The sequence below is a fragment of the Pseudomonas sp. NBRC 111119 genome (assembly GCF_001320125.1).
Taxonomy (GTDB): domain Bacteria; phylum Pseudomonadota; class Gammaproteobacteria; order Pseudomonadales; family Pseudomonadaceae; genus Aquipseudomonas; species Aquipseudomonas parafulva.
The window spans coordinates 123578-141745 of record NZ_BCAV01000008.1; the positions used below are offsets into that span (position 1 = coordinate 123578).

Below are 18168 nucleotides of genomic sequence, written 5' to 3' on the forward strand. Positions count from 1 at the left end.
GCAAAATGGCTCGCCTGAATCGTTTCACTTCACTGCGAGGCCCAGTATGTATACAGCCATCGGTTACGCTGCCCAAACCCCGACCAGCCCACTGGCACCCATGACCTTCGAGCGCCGCAGCCCGCGCCCGGATGACGTCGCCATCGAAATCCTCTACTGCGGCGTTTGCCACTCCGACATTCACCAGGCCCGTAACGAGTGGGGGATTGCCGTGTACCCCTTGATGCCTGGCCACGAGATCATCGGCCGTGTCACGGCGGTGGGCGACCAGGTGAGTGGGCACAAGGTGGGTGACCTGGTGGGTGTGGGCTGCATGGTCGATTCCTGCCGCCACTGCGAGGCCTGCGCCAAGGACCTGGAGCAATACTGCCTCGAAGGCCCGACCATGACCTACGCCACCCCGGACCGGGTGGACGGCAGCAATACCATGGGCGGCTACTCCAGCAGCATCGTGGTCAGCGAACACTTCGTGGTACGCATCCCCGACGGCATGGACCTGCCCAGCGCAGCGCCCATCCTGTGCGCTGGCATTACCACCTATTCGCCGCTCAAGCACCACGGCGTAGGCCCTGGGCACAAGGTGGGCATCCTTGGGATGGGCGGCCTGGGGCACATGGGCATCAAGCTGGCCAAGGCGTTGGGTGCGGAAGTGACCCTGTTCACCCGCTCGGCGGCCAAGGCAGCCGAGGCTCGCCGCCAGGGCGCTGACCATGTGATCGTGTCGAGCGATGCCGAGCAGATGAGCGCGGCGGCCGGTCGCTTCGACTTCCTGCTCGACACCATCCCGGTGCAGCACGACCTCAACCCCTACCTGGAAACCCTCAAGTTCGATGGCGTGCACATTCTGGTGGGCCTGATCGAGCCCATCGACCCCGCCGTGCATGCAGCCAACCTGGTATTGAAACGCCGGGTGCTGGCCGGCTCGTTGATCGGCGGGATTGCCGAAACCCAGGAGGTACTGGAGTTCTGCGCCCAGCACGACATCCGTTGCGATATCGAGATGCTGGATATCCGCAATATCAACCAGGCCTACGAGCGCATGATCGCTGGCGACGTGAAATACCGCTTCGTCATCGACATGGCCACCCTCCAGGGTTGACCTGCAGGTTGCCCGTACCCGCCAGGGTGCGGGCAACCTGTGCTACCAGCGCAGCGGTTTGTCCCAGCCTTTCCAGAACAGCCAACGCTGTGTTTCAGCATGGGGGCCGGTGCCGATCTGCCAGTCAGGCCGCCCGGTGTCCAGCGCGATCACCGCAACGAACCCGGCATAGGTCCCGGCTACCACCGTGCGCCCGTCGCGGCTGATGTCCAGGGCACACAGGGTTGACCCGATGAAGTGCTGCCAGCGCTCACTGCCGTCTTCGGCGAACGCCCGCAGATAGCCATAGGCGTCGCCGACGATGTACTCCCCCTCACGCGCCACCCCGGCATACACCCGTGCACCTTCCTGGATCACAGGCGTGCGTGGGTCGTCGCTGTAGTAATCGGTATCCAGCCCCGGCAGGTCGGCCACCCGCACTGCCAGCGTGGCACCACTGTAGAAGTGGCAGGCATTGAGCATCAATTGGTCACCTGCGGCGTTGAACAGCGCAAAGTGCGGGTACTCGCTCACCGGGCCCACCTGCGCCAGCACCTGCAGGTTGTCGTCCAGCACCAAGTGCCGGCTGCATTGGTCACCCACCACGATCAGGCGCCCGTCGGCCGATACCGTGCCATGGGCCATGCTCAGCCCCAGGTTGATATCATCGGGGTCGATACCCTCGGCCAGGTCATCGAGCACCTGCTGCTGTTGCGGGAGCAGGCGTGTTGCGCCGTGGGCAGCCAGCAGGAAAATGCCCTCGTCGCTGACCAGCAGCACCTGCTGGCCATTGGCAAACGGGATCAGCGCGGTTGGGGTAGGTGGCATTTCAAACGGTTCGAACGGGTAGCCCTTGGGCAGCCCTTCAAGGCCGCTGGGCCAGGCCAGGCGTTGCACCAGCGGGCCGCCCCAGCCATCGGTTACGCGTACACCTTCGGCGTTGGCCAGGGCGAAATAGCGGCGCTCAGGGCAACGGCCAAAGTGCTCGACGCCGATCACCGGTGTGACGTTGTTGCCGTCGATCCGCACCACCTGGCCTTTTTCATGGGGCATGCCGATGCGCGCCAGCACGCTGCCGTCGTCCAACAACAGGAGTGTGGCGATCCCCTGGGCGTGCTCATCGAGCAACGGCACCAAGGGTTGGTGGGCCGGTGGCCAGGCCTGGCGGAATGCCTGGTGCGCCTGCTCATCCACGCCTGGCCGATTGGCCGATTGCAGGGCCGCCAGCCAGGCGTCGAGCAAGTGATCGGTGGCAGGTGGCTGCGGCTCTTCGAGGTGATCCCAGCCCTGTGCCTGCCCTTGGGCAACGTACTGGTTGATGGCCTGAGCATAGGCCGTGACTGCCTGCTGCCACTGCTGCTGGGGATGCTGCTTGTCCATGAGTGGATGGAACTCCTTGTTGCCCACGCGTTTCTGAAATTGCGCGCATGTTACTCCTTCGGCCCTGCGGTTGTGAGGCCCTGGTTTGACGCGTACCATGCCTGCATTCCTTCCAATAACAAAACGTGCGCCCCTCCCGCGACCAGCAGGTGCCAGGCGTGCGTGGTGTTGCCTTGCCTGCGGAGAACCGGTTTTTCATGAACGGACCCACCCCCACCCACCTGCCTCCTACCGAGGGTACGGGCAGCTGGTTGAGCGTCATCGCCCTGGCGCTGGCCGCCTTCATCTTCAATACCACCGAGTTCGTACCGGTGGCGTTGCTGAGTGACATTGGCCGCAGTTTCGACATGAGTACCGCCCAGGTGGGCCTGATGCTGACCATCTATGCCTGGGTGGTGGCGCTGGCTTCATTGCCGATGATGCTGCTGACCCGCAACGTGGAGCGGCGTCGGCTGCTGCTGTTCGTGTTCGTGGTGTTCATCGTCAGCCACCTGCTGTCGTGGTTGTCGCAGAGTTTTGCCATGCTGCTGGTCAGCCGAATCGGCATCGCGCTGGCGCATGCTGTGTTCTGGGCCATTACTGCATCACTGGCGGTGCGCGTGGCGCCGCCTGGCCAGCAGGCCAAGGCGCTGGGCCTGCTGGCCACCGGCACCACCCTGGCCATGGTGCTGGGCATCCCCCTGGGGCGCGTGGTGGGCGAGGCGCTGGGCTGGCGGGTCACCTTCCTGAGCATTGCCGGGGTAGCGCTGGCCACCATGCTGTGCCTGATGAAGTCACTGCCGTTGCTGCCCAGCCAGAATTCTGGCTCGCTGCGCAGCCTGCCCATCCTGTTCAAACGCCCGGCGCTGGTCATCACCTACCTCCTGGTCACGTTGGTGATTACTGCACAGTTCACCGCCTACAGCTACATCGAACCCTTCGCCTTGCATGTGGCGCAGCTCAGCGGTGAGCGCACCACGCTGCTTCTGCTGCTGTTCGGCGGTGCGGGCGTGGTCGGTTCGTTCCTGTTCAGCCGCTACAGCGACCGTTTCCCTCAAGGTTTTCTGGTGGGCTCGATTGGCCTGCTCGCCGCCTGCCTGTTGTTGCTGCTGCCATTTGCGGGCAACTTCTACGCCTTTGCCGCACTGAGCATGTTCTGGGGGGTGGCCATCCTCAGCTTCAGCCTGGCACTGCAGTCCAAAACCCTGAAGCTGGCTTCGGACGCAACGGACGTGGCGATGGCGTTGTTCTCGGGTATCTACAACATCGGCATCGGCGGCGGTGCCTTGTTAGGCAGTATCGTCAGCAGCCAGATGGGCGTGGCCAACATAGGCCTGGTAGGGGGTGCGGTGGCGCTGGTGGGGCTGGTGCTGGCCTCTTGCAGCAGCAAACGCTTCCGGCAGGCATTGATGCACTGATCAGAGCAACACCGCTGCCCAGGCCGAAACCAGCAAGGCCAGGGCCAGAACCTGGTTGAACACGCGCATGCGCCGGGGTGCCAGCCACCTGGCGCTGCCGGCACCCAGCAACGCCCACGCGGCCATGCATGGCAGGGCAATCAGCAAAAACAGCAGCGCCAGTTGCCACACTGCGACCGAGGGTGTGGCAAACACCCCGATCACGGCGACGGCCATCAACCATACCTTGGGGTTGATCACCTGCAGGGCGGCGGCATTCAGCGCATCGAACCCACGCCCTCCAGCGCGTGAGTCAACCCCTGCCGGGCTGCGCAGCAGTTGCCAGGCAAGCCAGGTAAGCCACAGCACACCACCCCACGTCATCAATTGCCGGGCTAATGGATGGCGCAGCAACAGTTCCCCCATGCCGAGGCCAACCACCAGCACGATGGCAGCTGCGGCGGTGCAGGCGGCCATGACGGGCGCCAGGGTCGCCCGCAGGCCCAGGCTGGCGCCCCGTGCAAGGATCAACAGATTGGTGGGGCCAGGGCTGATACTGGCTACCAGGGCAAAGAGCATGAATGGCAAAAGGGTAGGGGTCATGGAATGGGCTCCTGTCAAAGAAGCACCATGCTCACGGGTTACTGCGTGTCAGTCTGGAAGGTTTGAGCAAAGCCTGCGGTACTGCGCCGGGGTCAGCTGGTAGGCGCGGCGGAACCAGCGCCCCAGGTGGCTTTGATCGGCAAAGCCCAGGGCAATCGCCACGTCGGCTGGGCGCTGGCCCAGCGCCAGACGGCGGCGGGCGTGGGCCAGGCGCAGCTGGATAAGGTAGGCGTGGGGTGCCAGGCCGAACGCGGCCTTGAATGCACGGGTGAGGCGAAAACGGTCGATGCCGCAGGCAAGTGCCAGCTCCTCCAGGCCGATATCACGCTCCAGGTTGTCATGCAGGTAGTCCCGTGCCCGTTGCGCTGTCAGCGGCAGGCGCGGGTCGGGGTTCTGGCGGCGGCGCCAGTGCAGGTGGCGGGTAAGGCTGGCCAGCAATGCGTCGGTCGCGCTCTGCCGGACGATGCGCAGGTCCTGCTGGTGCACCGCCTGGAAGGCGAGGGCGGTGGCCTGGGCCAGCTGCACGTCGTGGTTGAGGGTATCGGCAAAGCTCGGCAGGCTGTCGCGGGGCACCTGTTCGAACAGTGCACGCAGTTGCTGGTCCAGCCAGGCAGGCTGCAGGTACAGCGTCGAGTAAGTGAACCCATCCTCGGTCGGGGCCAGGCCATCGTGAATGTCACCGGGCTCCAGCAGAAAAACCTGCCCAGGGGTGCTGCGGTGGCGTACCTGGCGGCAATTGAATTGCTGCACCCCCTGCTCGGTAACGCCAACCAGAAAGCTGTCGTGCCAGTGGGGATCATAGGCATGCCCGACAAAGTGCGCGCGCACCGACTCGATGCCGGTATCAGCGTCCGTTTTCAGGTCGATCCAGTTGCCCATGGCCGTCTCCACCCAGGGTAAACAGCTACCTTAGCGCAGCTGCCCGCATCAGTCTGGAAGGTTTGTGCAACTGCGCCGCAGCGCCTCGAACCGTTCACGCAACCACAGGTGCAACTGGCCGACCGCGGGGGTGAGTTGCTTGCGGTGTGGGCATACCAGCGTGACCGGGGTCGGCTCGCCTGCCAGGTCGGGCAGGACGATTTCCAGCTCGCCGCTGGCCAGGTCGTTGCTCACATCCAGCCAGGACTTGTAGACGATACCTTCCCCCAGAATCGCCAGCCGGCGAATCACATCGGCGTCGTCGCTGACCAGCGGCCCGCGCACCTGCACCGTGCGGTTACCCAGCTGCCATTTGTCATACACGCGACCATATTGCATGTACAGCAGGCAGGCGTGTTGCTGCAGGGCATCGGGCGTCTGCGGCCGGCCATGCCTGTTCAGGTAGGCGGGCGAGGCCACCAGTACCCGGCGGTTCCAGTCGGCCAGGGGCAGGGCGATGTAGTTGGCGTCCTGATTGCGCCCATAGCGGATGGCAACGTCCACCGGGTCACGGTTGAGGTCGGCAATCTGGTCAGACAACAGAAAGCGCAGGTGCAAGGCGGGGTGCGCGCGGCGGAACGCGCTGAGCCACGGCAGCAACATGTTGCGGCCCAGGTCCGAGGGCGCCGACACCTGCAGGGTGCCGCGCAGCGTCCCTGGGTTGCCGTGCAGGTCTTCATGGCCCTGGCGCAGGGTCTCCAGCGCGGTCACGGCAGTGGGCAGGTAGCGCTCCCCTTCGGCGGTAAGGCGCAGGCTGCGGGTGGTGCGGGCGAACAGGCGCACATCCAGGTCGCGCTCCAGGCGCTTGATGGCGGCGGCCACCTGGCCGGGCAGCAACCCAGCTTCCAGGGCGGCTGCGGTAAAGCTGCCCAATACGCTGCTGCGCACGAACAGTTCGAGGTCAGCGAGGCGCAGCATTTTCACTCCAGCAAGAAAAGTGTTGCTCGATTGTGCCGGTTTTTCTTCGGTGCAGGAAAGATAATATGGCCTACCTGTCCCCCTGAAATGCCTGGAGCCACCCCATGGATACCGTTTCACTGGCCAAGCGCCGCTACACCACCAAGGCCTACGACGCATCGCGTCGCATTCCCCAGGCCACCCTTGACGCGCTGCTCGAGCAACTGCGCCACAGCCCGTCCTCGGTCAACTCCCAGCCCTGGCATTTTGTCGTTGTCGGCAGCGATGAGGGCAAGGCCCGCCTGGCCAAGAGTACCGACGCCGACTACGCCTACAACTCGCCGAAGCTGCGGGATGCCTCCCATGTGATCGTCTTCTGCGCCCGTACCACCATGACCGAGGCGCACCTGGATGCTGTGTTGGCCCAGGAGGCCACCGACGGGCGCTTCCGCGACGAGCAGGCACGGGCAGCGCAGAACAACAGCCGGCGCCACTACGTGGACCTGCATCGCCATGACCTCAAGGACATCCAGCACTGGATGGAAAAGCAGACCTACCTGGCCCTGGGTACTGCCCTGCTCGGCGCGGCGGCCTACGGCTTGGATGCGACCCCAATGGAGGGCTTCGACAGCAAACGCCTGGACGCCGAACTGGGGCTGCGTGAGCGCGGTTTGACCAGCGTGGTGATGTTGTGCCTGGGCTATCACGGCGAGGCAGATTTCAACGCCGGCCTGAGCAAGTCCCGCTTGCCTGCCGAACAGGTGTTCACGTTCCTGTAGTGGGGGTGGGGCTCACGAGGCCCCGCAACCTCACCAGAGCGCGGCCGAGGATGCAGTCAGCACCCTGGTGAACACTGCAATCGCGGTTTCTACATCCGCCTCGCGGGTAAACCTGCCCACACTCAGGCGCACGCTGTTGCGTGCCTTGCGCTCATCCAGCCCCAACGCCAGCAGCACATGCGAAGCCGCATTGCTGGCCGAGTTGCACGCCGAAGTGGTCGACAGCGCCAGCTCGGTCGCCAGTGCGGCGCTGTTGAACCCTGTACTGTCGATACACAGGTTGAGGGTGTGCGGCACGCGTTGCCGGGCGCAGCCATTGAGGCTGACGCCGGGCAGTGCCAGCAGCCCATCGCGCAGGCGCCAGGCCAACCGCTCCAGGCGTAGGTATTCGCTGCCCCCCGCCTGCCCTGCGAGGGCGAAGGCGCTGCCCATGCCGGCGATCTGGTGGGTCGCCAGGGTACCGGAACGCAACCCCTGTTCATGCCCGCCGCCATGGATCTGCGCACGCAAGTGGGGGCGTGCCCGCGGCCCCACGTAGAGCGCGCCAATGCCTTTGGGCCCGTACACCTTGTGCGCCGAGAACGACATCAGGTCTACCGCCTGTGCTGCCAGGTCGATGGGCAATTTACCCACGGCCTGGGCAGCATCCACGTGCAGCAAGGCGCCGTGGGCACGCACCCGCTCGCCGATGGCGGCAAAGTCGGTGACTGTACCCAGTTCGTTGTTCACCGCCATCAGCGACACCAGACGGGTGTCTGCGCGCAGCGCAGCATGCACGGCAGCGGGTTGAATCAGCCCGGCGGCGTCTGGGGGCAGGCGCGTGACCGACCAGCCCTGGCGTTCAAGCTCTGCCACCGTGTCCAGCACAGCCTTGTGTTCCAGCTGGCTGGTGATCAGGTGTGCAGGTTGCCCCAGGCCCTGGGCGATGCCCTTGAGCGCCAGGTTGTTGGATTCGGTTGCGCCAGACGTCCACACCAACGCATCCGCCGTGGTGCCCACCCGCTCTGCCACCTGCTGGCGCGCCTGGTCGACGGCAGCGCGAGCGGCTTGGCCGTACGCGTGACCACTGGAGGCGGGGTTGCCGAAGTGGGCCTCACGCCCGAGGCTGGCGAGCATGGTTTCGATCACCCGTTCATCAACGGGCGTAGTGGCGGCGTAGTCGAAATAGAGCGGGGCGTCAGGCATGGGCAATTCCGTGTGTGGCCAGAAAGCTTCAAGTGATTGAGCAAGATTACCCGGCGCCGGAAGATGGTTTTACCTTTAGTTGCCCTGTTTTAAGAATATTTCGCGAAAAAATTCTCCCTGCTGGGAATAAGGAGAATTTTTTTCTAAGGTTAGGCCACCAGGGGGTTCATTACTGACCTGGTAAGCGCGCTCAAGGCTGCATCGTTCTCTCTTCTTGCGCCACCACACGCTCGCACAGCTCGGTGATCTGCTCGCGCATCCAGCGGTTGGCCGGGTCCTGGTCGGTGCTCTCGTGCCAGTACAGGTGGGTTTCCAGTGCGGGTACCTCCACCGGCAGTGGTTTGTAGCAAAGCTGGTGGCGACGGGCGAAGCGCTCGGGCACGGTCATCGCCATGTCCGTCTGTTGCAGCACCTGAGAGGCCATCAGGTAGTGCTGCGAGCGCAGGGCGACCTTGCGCTGAACGCCCATTTTGCCAAGGGCCAGGTCTACGTAACCCAGGCCATTGCGCCGGCTGGAAATATGAATGTGGGTCATGCCCAGGTAGCTTTCCAGGGTGAGCGTGCTGTCTGCCAGCGGGTGGCCCTGGCGCAGCGCGCACACATAGCGGTCCTGCATGAGCTTCACATGCCGTACTTGGGGATCGGTGTTGAGCGGGGCATCAATGGCGAAATCCAGGCGGCCGGCGGCCAGCTCCTTGGTGGTTTCACGCCGTTTGCACAAGAAGCTCTCGATCAGCACCGAAGGCGCCAGGCGCCGCAGGCGCTGAAACAGCGGGGGCAATATCACCGCCTCGGTCAGGTCGGTCATGCTGATACGAAACGTCTTGTTGGCCTGCTGCGGGTTGAAGGTGCGGCTTTCCTGCACCGAGGTGCGCAGCAGCGCCAGGGCATTGCGCACCGAGCCGATGATGTTCTGCGCCATGGGGGTGGGCACCATGCCCTGGGCGGTGCGCACGAACAGTGGGTCGTTGAAGGTTTCGCGCAGGCGCGACAGGGCGTTGGACACCGCCGGCTGGGTAATGCCGACGATCTGCCCAGCGCGTGTAAGGTTGGCTTCGGTGTAGATCGCATCGAACACGATGAACAGGTTGAGATCGACCTTGCTGAGGTTCATGGGCGCCGCTCGTTGTTTGAATTATTCGTCGATCATATATCGGTTATGAATGTTAATACACGGCGAAAATAGACTAGGTGGATGGCGGGTGGCTGCTCTAGGCTCTGTTCACTTACCCCGAACCATGAAGGTAGCCCCGATGGATTTCGCCTATTCGCCCAAGGTGCAGGCACTGCGCGAGCGCGTCAGCGCGTTCATGGACACCCATGTATACCCCGCTGAAGCGGTGTTCGAGCGCCAGGTTGCTGAAGGCGACCGCTGGCAGCCCACGGCAATCATGGAGACCCTCAAGGCCAAAGCCCGCGCAGAAGGCTTGTGGAACCTGTTTCTGCCGGAATCGGAATACGGCGCGGGGCTGACCAACCTTGAATACGCACCGCTGGCCGAGATCATGGGCCGCTCGCTGCTGGGGCCGGAACCTTTCAACTGTTCAGCGCCTGACACCGGCAACATGGAGGTGCTGGTGCGCTATGGCACCCCGGCGCAGAAGCGCCAGTGGCTGGAGCCGCTGCTGCAGGGCCAGATCCGCTCGGCGTTTGCCATGACCGAGCCGGACGTGGCCTCGTCGGATGCCACCAACATGGCGGCCACCGCGTTGCGCGAGGGTGACGAGTGGGTGATCAACGGCCGCAAGTGGTGGACCTCCGGGGCCTGCGACCCGCGCTGCAAGGTGATGATCTTCATGGGCCTTTCCAACCCACAGGGCCCGCGCCACCAGCAGCATTCGATGGTGCTGGTGCCCATGGATGCGCCGGGCGTGAAGGTGGTACGCCCGTTGCCCGTGTTCGGCTACGACGACGCCCCCCATGGCCATGCCGAAGTGCTGTTCGAAAACGTACGGGTGCCCTACGACCATGTGATCCTCGGCGAAGGCCGTGGTTTCGAAATAGCCCAGGGGCGGCTTGGCCCCGGCCGTATTCACCACTGCATGCGCTCCATCGGCATGGCCGAACGGGCACTGGAACTGATGTGCAAGCGCGCCGTGTCGCGCACGGCATTCGGCAAGCCGCTGGCGCGCCTGGGCGGCAATATGGACAACATCGCCGATTCACGAATGGAAATTGACATGGCGCGGCTGCTCACGCTCAAGGCGGCGTACATGATGGACACCGTGGGCAACAAGATTGCCCGCAGCGAGATTGCCCAAATAAAAGTTGTCGCGCCGAATGTGGCCTTGAAGGTCATTGATCGCGCCATTCAGCTTCACGGGGGGGCGGGTGTAAGTGGGGACTTCCCATTGGCGTATATGTACGCCATGCAGCGCACCTTGCGCCTGGCCGATGGGCCGGACGAAGTGCACCGTGCGGCGATTGGCAAGTATGAGGTTGGCAAGTATCTGCCGGTGCAGATGATGAACTAAACAGCGAGGCAGATGGCGCCCAGTGAGGGAGCAGCGCGTGTATTGAGCGTGGCTGGGCAAAAGGGGGTGGGACAGTCTATAACTGGGAGTACGACAGGCTGAAGGTGCCCAGGCAAGTTCGACAATGTGTTGAACCAATATACTGTTCGGTGCCACTAAGCAGTTGATAACGCGTTATTACCTGGCCGTCTTGAAAAAGGAACCATGCCCATGTCCCGTCTCGCCGAATTCCGCCAGCTTGAACAAAAGCTGGCGTCGCAACTTGCTGAACTGGAAGCCATGAAAGGCAGCCCGGAGCTGCAGAAAGAAATCGAGTTTGAAACCAAACTGCGCAACCTGTTGGCCAAGTATGAGTACAGCCTGCGCGACATCGTCAATTTGCTCGACCCGCAGGCCGGGCAACACAAGGCTGCACCCGCTGTTGGGCAAAAAGCGCCGCGCCGTGCGCGGCAGGTCAAACAGTACAAGAACCCGCACACCGGTGAAGTGATCGAGACCAAAGGCGGCAACCACACCAAGCTCAAGTCGTGGAAAGCCGAATACGGTGCCGACGAAGTGGAAAACTGGCTGGCCCGCTAATGCCTGGCAAGCGCTACCCCACCACCCCGGACGGCCGATACTTCGTGGTCCGCGGGCGGCTGTGGCGCTGCTCCAACCCCTCATTGTCAGACGCGCAGCGCAGCACCTGGGTGCATGCGCTGATGCAGGCACGGCGCGCCGTAAAACATGCCAGGGCGCACAGTGACTCAAGCCTGCTCCAGCAGGCACGCGCCCAGGTGCAGGCGGCCAAGGAGGCCCTGGGCGAGCGCGGGCCGGTTTGGTGGTCCGACGGCAGCCCGGACTTCAACCGGCACATGGCGGTCAACACTCCTTACGCCCAGTGGTATCGCGCGCTTGAGCAGCCCCTTGCGCAGGCAACTGCTGCCCCCGCGTCTTGATTAGCGACATCACCACCCCACCCAGCAGCAAACCGAACGTCACCCCCAGTGACAGCAGTGCCGGCACTTTGCCCACCAGGCCGTGATAGAAGATCTTGCAGCCGATGAAAATCAGCACCAGGGCCAGCGCGTATTTGAGGTACACGAAGCGGTGCATCAGCGCCGACAGGGCGAAGTACAGCGAGCGCAGGCCGAGGATGGCGAAGATGTTCGAGGTGTAGACGATGAACGGGTCCTGGGTGATGGCAAAAATCGCCGGCACGCTGTCAACCGCGAATACCAGGTCGGCCAATTCGATCAGTACCAGCGCCAGGAACAGAGGCGTGGCGTGGCGTAGCGGCTTGGTGTGCCCAGGCGGGGTGTGCTGCACGAAAAACCGTGAGCCGTGGATGTCGTCGGTCACGCGCATGTGCCGGCGCACGAACTTCAAGATCGGGTTGTTGGCGAGGTCTGGCTTGTCGTCATCCTTGGCCAAGGCCATTTTTATACCGGTGAACAACAGGAAGGCGCCGAACAGGTAAAGCACCCAGGCAAAGTTCTGCACCAGCGCCGCGCCCACGCCAATCATGATCGCCCGCAGGAATACCACCCCCAAAATACCCCAGAACAGCACCCGGTGCTGGTAGCGGCGGGGCACGGCGAAATAACCGAAGATCATGGCCATGACGAACACGTTGTCCATGGACAGCGATTGTTCGACCAGAAAGCCTGTGTAGAACTCCAGTGCCGACTGGGCACCCAGCTGGAACCACACCCAGGCGCCGAACAGCAGGCCGACACTGAAGTAGCCTGCGTACAGCAACAGGCTTTCGCGCATTTCAATTTCCCGGTCCTGGCGATGCAGCACGCCCAGGTCGAGCACCAGCAGGCCGATGACGATCGCCATGAAAACCAGCCACAACCAGGTGCTGGTGCCAAGAAACAGGGTGGTGAGCAATGTGTGCAGAGCTGTCATGAGCCCCTCCTTGATTGTCGATGTTGCAAGGCAACAGTGATCCGACATGGCGGCTTGGCAGCCGTCAGAGGGGCCCGGTATCACATGGGTTTCAGGCTAGACGAGGTTACCGGCGGGGAGGGTGGCCAGCTGTTACATTTCTTTGCCGTCACCTGTCAGTAGACCCACACCTCCACCCGACGGTTGCGCAGGCGGCCCTGCTCACGCTCATTGTCGGCCACCGGCAGGTCGTCCCCCAGGCCGATCAGTTCCATCACCTCGACACCCTCGCGGGCCAGCACGCGCCGCCCCGCTTGCGCCCGCAGCCGTGACAGCAGGGCTGCGCGCCCTGGGGTGTCCTTGGGGTCACCGAACCCCACCAGTACCGCCCGGCGTTGCAGCTTGCCGGCCTGGTCGAGGTAGCGGGCGACCCGCTGGATGTCGCGCAGCGCCTTGTTGTCCAACACGGCGCTGCCTGGCTGGAAGCGCAAACTCACACTCAACCGCCGCGCCTGCTGCGCCAGGCTGCGATAGCGCGGCGGCATCGTCGGGCGGGTGCTTACCTGTTGCGCTTCGATCTGCTGGGAAACGAAGCCTTGCCGGGCGACGATCGCCTGGCCGGCAGGGCTCTGGGCGAACTCGGCCAAGGCCATGGCCTGCGGCTTGGGGTGGGCTGGCAGGTACAGGAACAAACGCCTGGAGAGCGGGTAATCCTCACTGGCGACCTGCGCCGACGTGGGTAGCAGGGCGGGGGTATCGCCGTCCGCCACAGGCAACACTTTGGCCCGGTGGACGGCGGCCAGGCTGCTGAAGCCAATCGCCTGCCGGTCGTTGGCCACCGCTGCGGCCAGGGGTTCGCTGGCTTCGAAGCGTTGGGCGTTGTGCGCCAATTGGCAGTGACGGGGTGCCAGCACCATCGCTTTGAAGCTGGCATAGGTGCCCGAGCGGTTGTCCCGCGCATAGAGATGAATGGCGCCACCGGGCACACCCAGCTGCTCCCAGTGATGAACCTGGCCGCAGAACACCTGGGCGAGCTGATCGGTGGTGAGTTGCGCCAGTGGGTTATCTGGGTGGGTGATCACGGCAATGCCATCCAGGGCGATCACCTGCTCGGTGTCGGCCTCGCGCAGGTTGCCCAGCGCGTGCAGCGCGCGCTGTTCGCGCTCGGTGATGGGGCGCGATGCTGCTGCCAGGTCGGCGTCACCGCGGCCCAGGGCGACAAAGCCGGTGCTGCTGCCGTGGGCGGCTATATCGACCCGGATGGGGCTGCCGGAGGCGTCGACGGCAGTGATCACTGTTTCATTGGCGGTTCGGCCTGGCTGGGTGTGCACCGCGGTTGCCTGCTGCGCCTGCAGTTGCCCCACCACCAGTGCAGGCAGCAGGGTCGCACCCATGGTATTGGAGCCGGCCAGGCGCAGGTGCACGGGCTCGGCCAGGGCTGTCAGCGGGAGCAGGTTGAACAGCAGGATGAGCAGGCGAGGCATGCCGGAAGGCCCGTGACACAGAGGTGGCCGGCAGATTACGACAGTTGCGTGATGTTTATATGACTGCGCTGGCGCAGCGGCGCCGCCGTGGCACCGCCGCGTTCAAGGCTTTAATGGGCCCCGGCCGACTTGCTCAGGTCGCTCTCTGCCCATTCGGTGTAGATGCACGCATCGGCCACCGCCCAGCGCACGTGCACCGCATCCCCTGGCTGCATCGGCATGCCGGAAGCCGACAAGGCTTTCACGGTCAGCTCGGTCCCCCCCGCCGTGATCACGTGGCAGGTTTGGCTTTCACCCAGGAACAATACCTCGCCTACCTTTGCGCTGACCTCGTTCCAGCCCGCTGGCAGGGGCTGTGCCGCGGCCTGTTCGGCGGTCAGGGCCAGGGCTTTTTCAGGCCGCACCATCACCAGCGCATCCTGCTCGGCAACCAGCCCCGGGGTGAGGCGGATGGCCACCGGCTGCCCCTCGAAGCGCCCGGCACCGTTGCCCGTGGCCTTGATGCGCAGGAAGTTGGAGTTGCCCAGGAACGAGGCCACGAACGCATTGGGCGGGTTCTGATACAGGTCGTAGCCGGTGCCCAGGCCGACGATCTTGCCGTGGCTGAAAATGGCAATGCGCTGGGACAGGCGCATGGCTTCTTCCTGGTCATGGGTGACATACACGATGGTGATGCCCAGCCGGCGGTGCAGCTGGCGCAGCTCATCCTGCAGGTCTTCGCGCAGTTTCTTGTCCAGCGCGCCGAGTGGCTCGTCCATCAGCAGGATGCGCGGCTCGTACACCAGCGCTCGGGCAATGGCCACGCGCTGCTGTTGGCCGCCGGACATCTGCGAAGGTTTACGGTGGGCGAAGGGTTCCAGTTGCACCAGCTTCAGCATGGCATCCACGCGCTTTTTGGTTTCAGCGGCGGCGAGTTTGCGGATGGCCAGCGGGAAGGCGATGTTGTCGCGCACGTTCAGGTGCGGGAACAGCGAATAGCGCTGGAACACCATGCCGATATCACGCTTGTGCGGTGGCACATTGACCAGCGACTGGCCATCCACCAGGATCTCGCCACTGCTGGGGGTTTCGAAGCCGGCCAGCATCGACAGGGTAGTGGACTTGCCCGAGCCGCTGGAACCCAGGAAGGTCAGGAACTCGCCATCCTGAATGTCCAGGTCGAGGTTGTCCACGGCGGTAAAGTCACCGTAGTGCTTGTTCAGGCCCCGTAGGCTGACCAGGGGCTTGCCTGGCGCGTTGTCTTTGATCACTGCACTCATTGTTGTTTTTCTCCGCGCGCTCAGGCGTTTGTTTCGGTACGCCGGCGCAAGGCGGCGGCAATGAACATCACAAGCAGCGAAAGGCCGATCAGCAGGGTCGAGGCCACCGCAATCACCGGGCTGAGGTCCTGGCGCAAGGTGGTCCACATCTTCACTGGCAGGGTCTGCAACTCAGGGCTTGCCATCATCACGCTCAGCACCACTTCATCCCATGACACCAGGAAGGCAAACAGGCCGCCTGCAATCATGCCCGGGCGGATGGCCGGGAACGTGACCTTGAAGATGGCCTGCAGGCGCGAGGCCCCGCAGATCACCGCGGCGTCCTCGATGGACTGGTCGAACAGCTTCAGCGAGTTGATGATCGAGATGATGGTGAAGGGCAGCGCCACGATCACGTGGCTGACCACGAAGGCGAACAGCGTGCCGGTGTAGCCCAGCTTGAGGAACAGCGCATACACCGCCACGGCAATGATCACCAGCGGCACGATCATCGGCATGGTGAACAGGCCGTAGAGCATTTCTCGCCCGGGGAAGCGGCCGCGCACCAGCGCAAAGGCTGTTGGCAGGCCCAGCAGCACAGCCGCCACCGTGGTCAGCACGGCGACTTTCAGGCTGGCCAGCGCCGCGTCCATCCACTCAGGGTTGGAGAAGAACTGGCCGTACCATTTGAAGGTCCAGCCTGGCGGTGGGAACACCAGCCACTGGGACGAGCCGAACGAGAGCAACACGATGAACACCACTGGCAGCAGCAGAAAGGCCGCAATCACCCCGGTGGTCAGGTACAGGCCCGTCCGCAGCGGGCGGCCCATGGCATTGGGAGACAGGAGCATGGCGGTTTACCTCGCGTTGCCAACCGGGGATTCCGGTTGCAGCTTCAGGTACAGGTAAAAGAGCACCAGTGTGATCAGCACCAGCAAGGCGGCGGCGGCGCTGGCCAGGCCCCAGTTGAGGAACGACTGCACCTGCTGGATGATGAACTCGGGCAGCATCATGTTCTGCGCACCGCCCAGCAGGGCCGGGGTGACGTAGTAACCCAGCGACATCACGAACACCATCAGCGCGCCGGAGAACAGCCCCGAGCGGCACAGCGGCAGGAACACCTTCCAGAAGTTGGTCCAAGGGCTGGCGCCGCAGATCGAGCCCGCCTGCAGTACCATCGGGTCGATGGCATGCATGGTGGCCTGCAGCGGCAGCACGATGAACGGGATCATGATGTAGCTCATGCCGATCACCACACCGGTCAGGTTATGCACCATTTCCAGCGGCGCATCGATGATGCCCATGGCCATCAACATCTTGTTGATCACCCCCGAACTCTGCAGCAGCACCAGCCAGGAATAGGTGCGCGCCAGCAGGCTGGTCCACATCGACAACAGCACGATGTTCAGCAGCCAGCGGCCCCAGCCCTTGGGTACCAGAGTAATCGCCCAGGCCAGGGGGAAGCCCAGCAGCACACTGATCAGGGTCACCAGCCCGGCTACCGAGAAGGTGTTGAACAGCACCCGGGCGTAGGCGGAGTTGGCGAACAGCTGCTCATAGTTGCCAAGCCCGGGGGTTGGCTCCAGTACACCACGCAGCAACAGGCCGACCAGCGGGGCGAAGAAGAACAGGCCGAGGAACAGCAGGGCGGGCAGCAGGTTGCGGCTGCCTTTCCAGCGCTGGCCAAGGCTGGCCCGCCGTGGCGCCGCAGCGCTGCCCCCGGTGCCCGAGGCGGCACCTTGGGCATTGTGCAGGGCGTTGATGGCAACCTTCATTTGACCAGCCACTCATTCCAGCGGGCAGCAATGGCCTGGCCGTTTTTTGCCCAGTAGGCAAAGTCCAGGGTGACCTGGTCCTGTGCGTAGGCGGTTGGCAGGTTCGGGGCCAGGGCCTTGTCCAGTTTGGCCACGCTGTCGACGTTGACGGGGGCGTAGGCGGTCTTGTTGGCGAACTCGGCCTGGCCCTCGGCGCTGCTGGCGTTGGCCAGGAACTTCATGGCCGCGTCCTTGTTCTTTGCACCCTTGGGGATGACCAGGAAATCGGCCATGACCAGGTTCTGCTTCCAGCTCACACCCACCGGTGCGCCGTCTTGCTGCAGGGCGTACACGCGGCCGTTCCAGAACTGGCCGAGGGAGGCTTCACCCGAGGCCAGCAGTTGCTGGGACTGGGCGCCACCGCCCCACCAGACGATGTCTTTCTTGATGGTATCGAGCTTCTTGAAGGCGCGGTCCAGGTCCAGTGGGTACAGCTTGTCGGGGGCGACGCCATCGGCGAGCAGGGCCAGTTCAAGCACGCCCGGACTTGGCCATTTGTACAGGGCGCGCTTGCCGGGGTAGGTCTTGGTGTCGAACAGTGCGGTCCAGTCGGTGGGTTTGCTGGCGCCCAGCTTGCCCTCGTTGTAGCCGAGCACGAAGGAGAAGAAGAACGAGCCGACACCATGGTCGGAGACGAACCGGGGGTCGATCCTGTCGCGTTTGATCTGGGTGAAGTCGAGGGGTTCGAGCAGGCCTTCGCTGGCGGCGCGCAGGGCAAAGTCGGCTTCTACGTCGACCACGTCCCACTGCACGTTACCGCTTTCCACCATGGCCTTGAGCTTGCCGTAGTCGGTCGGGCCGTCCTGCACCACCTTGATGCCGGTGGCTTTGGTGAAGGGCACTGCCCATGCTTCCTTCTGGGCGTCCTGGGTAGTGCCGCCCCAGCTGACGAAATTGACGCTTTCGGCGGCCTGGGCAGCCTGGCACGCCAGGGTCAGCAGGCTTGCAGACAGCACTGCGGTTACACGTTTGCTCAACAGCATGGTTACGCCCTCGTTGCTTTTTGTTATTCGAGGCGGGGTGTGGTGCGCCCGCCAACAGTATTCGGGGAGCAGCTACAGCAGATTCAA

The 18168-nt window shown here is 63.8% G+C and carries 18 protein-coding genes; 6 read left to right on the forward strand and 12 right to left on the reverse strand.

Annotated features, from left to right (window positions below):
- Positions 1-46: 46 nt before the first annotated feature.
- Positions 47-1099 (forward strand): vanillin reductase, encoded by a 1053-nt coding sequence (gene calA / locus APH25_RS04645; RefSeq protein WP_060481218.1) that lies wholly within the window; start codon positions 47-49, stop codon positions 1097-1099.
- 42 nt (positions 1100-1141) lie between these two features.
- On the opposite strand, the gene APH25_RS04650 is transcribed toward calA, so the two are convergent.
- A complete protein-coding gene (locus tag APH25_RS04650; protein ID WP_060481219.1) occupies positions 1142-2458 on the reverse strand; it encodes a PQQ-binding-like beta-propeller repeat protein in 1317 nt (438 codons plus the stop codon).
- 197 nt (positions 2459-2655) lie between these two features.
- On the opposite strand from APH25_RS04650, the gene APH25_RS04655 reads away from it, so the two are divergent.
- Positions 2656-3855, forward strand: coding sequence for a sugar transporter (locus APH25_RS04655; RefSeq protein WP_028634447.1), 1200 nt, complete (start codon positions 2656-2658; stop codon positions 3853-3855).
- Here APH25_RS04655 and APH25_RS04660 read toward each other — a convergent pair whose 3' ends face one another.
- From APH25_RS04660 to APH25_RS04670, 3 genes are read right to left on the reverse strand one after another with little or no spacing between them, the layout of a single operon-like run.
- Entirely contained in the window at positions 3856-4437 is a 582-nt protein-coding gene (locus tag APH25_RS04660; protein WP_060481220.1) for a LysE family translocator, read from the reverse strand. It lies immediately after the preceding gene.
- A 48-nt stretch (positions 4438-4485) separates the two neighbouring features.
- Entirely contained in the window at positions 4486-5316 is an 831-nt protein-coding gene (locus APH25_RS04665; RefSeq protein ID WP_060481221.1) for an AraC family transcriptional regulator, read from the reverse strand.
- 48 nt (positions 5317-5364) lie between these two features.
- Complete coding sequence (locus APH25_RS04670) at positions 5365-6273, reverse strand: LysR family transcriptional regulator (RefSeq protein WP_060481222.1); 909 nt, start codon at positions 6271-6273, stop codon at positions 5365-5367.
- Between the two features lie 104 nt (positions 6274-6377).
- Between APH25_RS04670 and APH25_RS04675 the strand changes: the two genes are divergently transcribed.
- The gene (locus tag APH25_RS04675) at positions 6378-7031 is read left to right on the forward strand and encodes an oxygen-insensitive NAD(P)H-dependent nitroreductase NfsB (RefSeq protein ID WP_028634443.1); all 654 of its coding nucleotides are present in this window, start codon (positions 6378-6380) and stop codon (positions 7029-7031) included.
- A gap of 30 nt (positions 7032-7061) precedes the next feature.
- Here APH25_RS04675 and APH25_RS04680 read toward each other — a convergent pair whose 3' ends face one another.
- Together APH25_RS04680 and APH25_RS04685 are read right to left on the reverse strand one after the other, a co-directional pair.
- The gene (locus APH25_RS04680; RefSeq protein WP_060481223.1) at positions 7062-8216 is read right to left on the reverse strand and encodes a cysteine desulfurase family protein; all 1155 of its coding nucleotides are present in this window, start codon (positions 8214-8216) and stop codon (positions 7062-7064) included.
- Between the two features lie 190 nt (positions 8217-8406).
- A complete protein-coding gene (locus APH25_RS04685; protein WP_028634441.1) occupies positions 8407-9330 on the reverse strand; it encodes a LysR family transcriptional regulator in 924 nt (307 codons plus the stop codon).
- A gap of 139 nt (positions 9331-9469) precedes the next feature.
- Here APH25_RS04685 and APH25_RS04690 point away from each other — a divergent pair, with 139 nt between their 5' ends.
- From APH25_RS04690 to APH25_RS04700, 3 genes are all read left to right on the forward strand, one after another.
- Positions 9470-10690, forward strand: coding sequence for an acyl-CoA dehydrogenase (locus APH25_RS04690; protein ID WP_060481224.1), 1221 nt, complete (start codon positions 9470-9472; stop codon positions 10688-10690).
- 210 nt (positions 10691-10900) lie between these two features.
- Complete coding sequence (locus APH25_RS04695) at positions 10901-11269, forward strand: histone-like nucleoid-structuring protein, MvaT/MvaU family (protein WP_028634439.1); 369 nt, start codon at positions 10901-10903, stop codon at positions 11267-11269.
- On the forward strand, positions 11269-11628 hold the full coding sequence (locus tag APH25_RS04700; protein ID WP_060481225.1) for a hypothetical protein: 360 nt from the start codon (positions 11269-11271) through the stop codon (positions 11626-11628). The genes APH25_RS04695 and APH25_RS04700 overlap by 1 nt, the downstream gene beginning before the upstream one ends.
- Here the strand turns inward: APH25_RS04700 and APH25_RS04705 are convergent.
- The 6 genes from APH25_RS04705 to APH25_RS04730 form a co-directional block, all read right to left on the reverse strand.
- Positions 11552-12583: a TerC family protein gene (locus tag APH25_RS04705; protein WP_060481226.1), complete on the reverse strand. Its 1032-nt coding sequence runs from the start codon at positions 12581-12583 to the stop codon at positions 11552-11554. The genes APH25_RS04700 and APH25_RS04705 overlap by 77 nt on opposite strands.
- Positions 12584-12738: 155 nt before the next feature.
- Positions 12739-14046 (reverse strand): substrate-binding domain-containing protein, encoded by a 1308-nt coding sequence (locus APH25_RS04710; protein WP_060481227.1) that lies wholly within the window; start codon positions 14044-14046, stop codon positions 12739-12741.
- A 110-nt stretch (positions 14047-14156) separates the two neighbouring features.
- Positions 14157-15305: an ABC transporter ATP-binding protein gene (locus APH25_RS04715; protein ID WP_060481228.1), complete on the reverse strand. Its 1149-nt coding sequence runs from the start codon at positions 15303-15305 to the stop codon at positions 14157-14159.
- Positions 15306-15325: 20 nt separating this feature from the next.
- Positions 15326-16135, reverse strand: a complete 810-nt coding sequence (locus tag APH25_RS04720) for an ABC transporter permease (protein WP_028634435.1) — start codon at positions 16133-16135, stop codon at positions 15326-15328.
- 6 nt (positions 16136-16141) lie between these two features.
- Positions 16142-17059: an ABC transporter permease gene (locus tag APH25_RS04725; RefSeq protein ID WP_060481229.1), complete on the reverse strand. Its 918-nt coding sequence runs from the start codon at positions 17057-17059 to the stop codon at positions 16142-16144.
- Positions 17056-18081, reverse strand: coding sequence for a polyamine ABC transporter substrate-binding protein (locus tag APH25_RS04730; RefSeq protein ID WP_060481230.1), 1026 nt, complete (start codon positions 18079-18081; stop codon positions 17056-17058). Before APH25_RS04730 ends, APH25_RS04725 begins: the two co-directional genes overlap by 4 nt.
- Between the last annotated feature and the right edge of the window lie 87 nt (positions 18082-18168).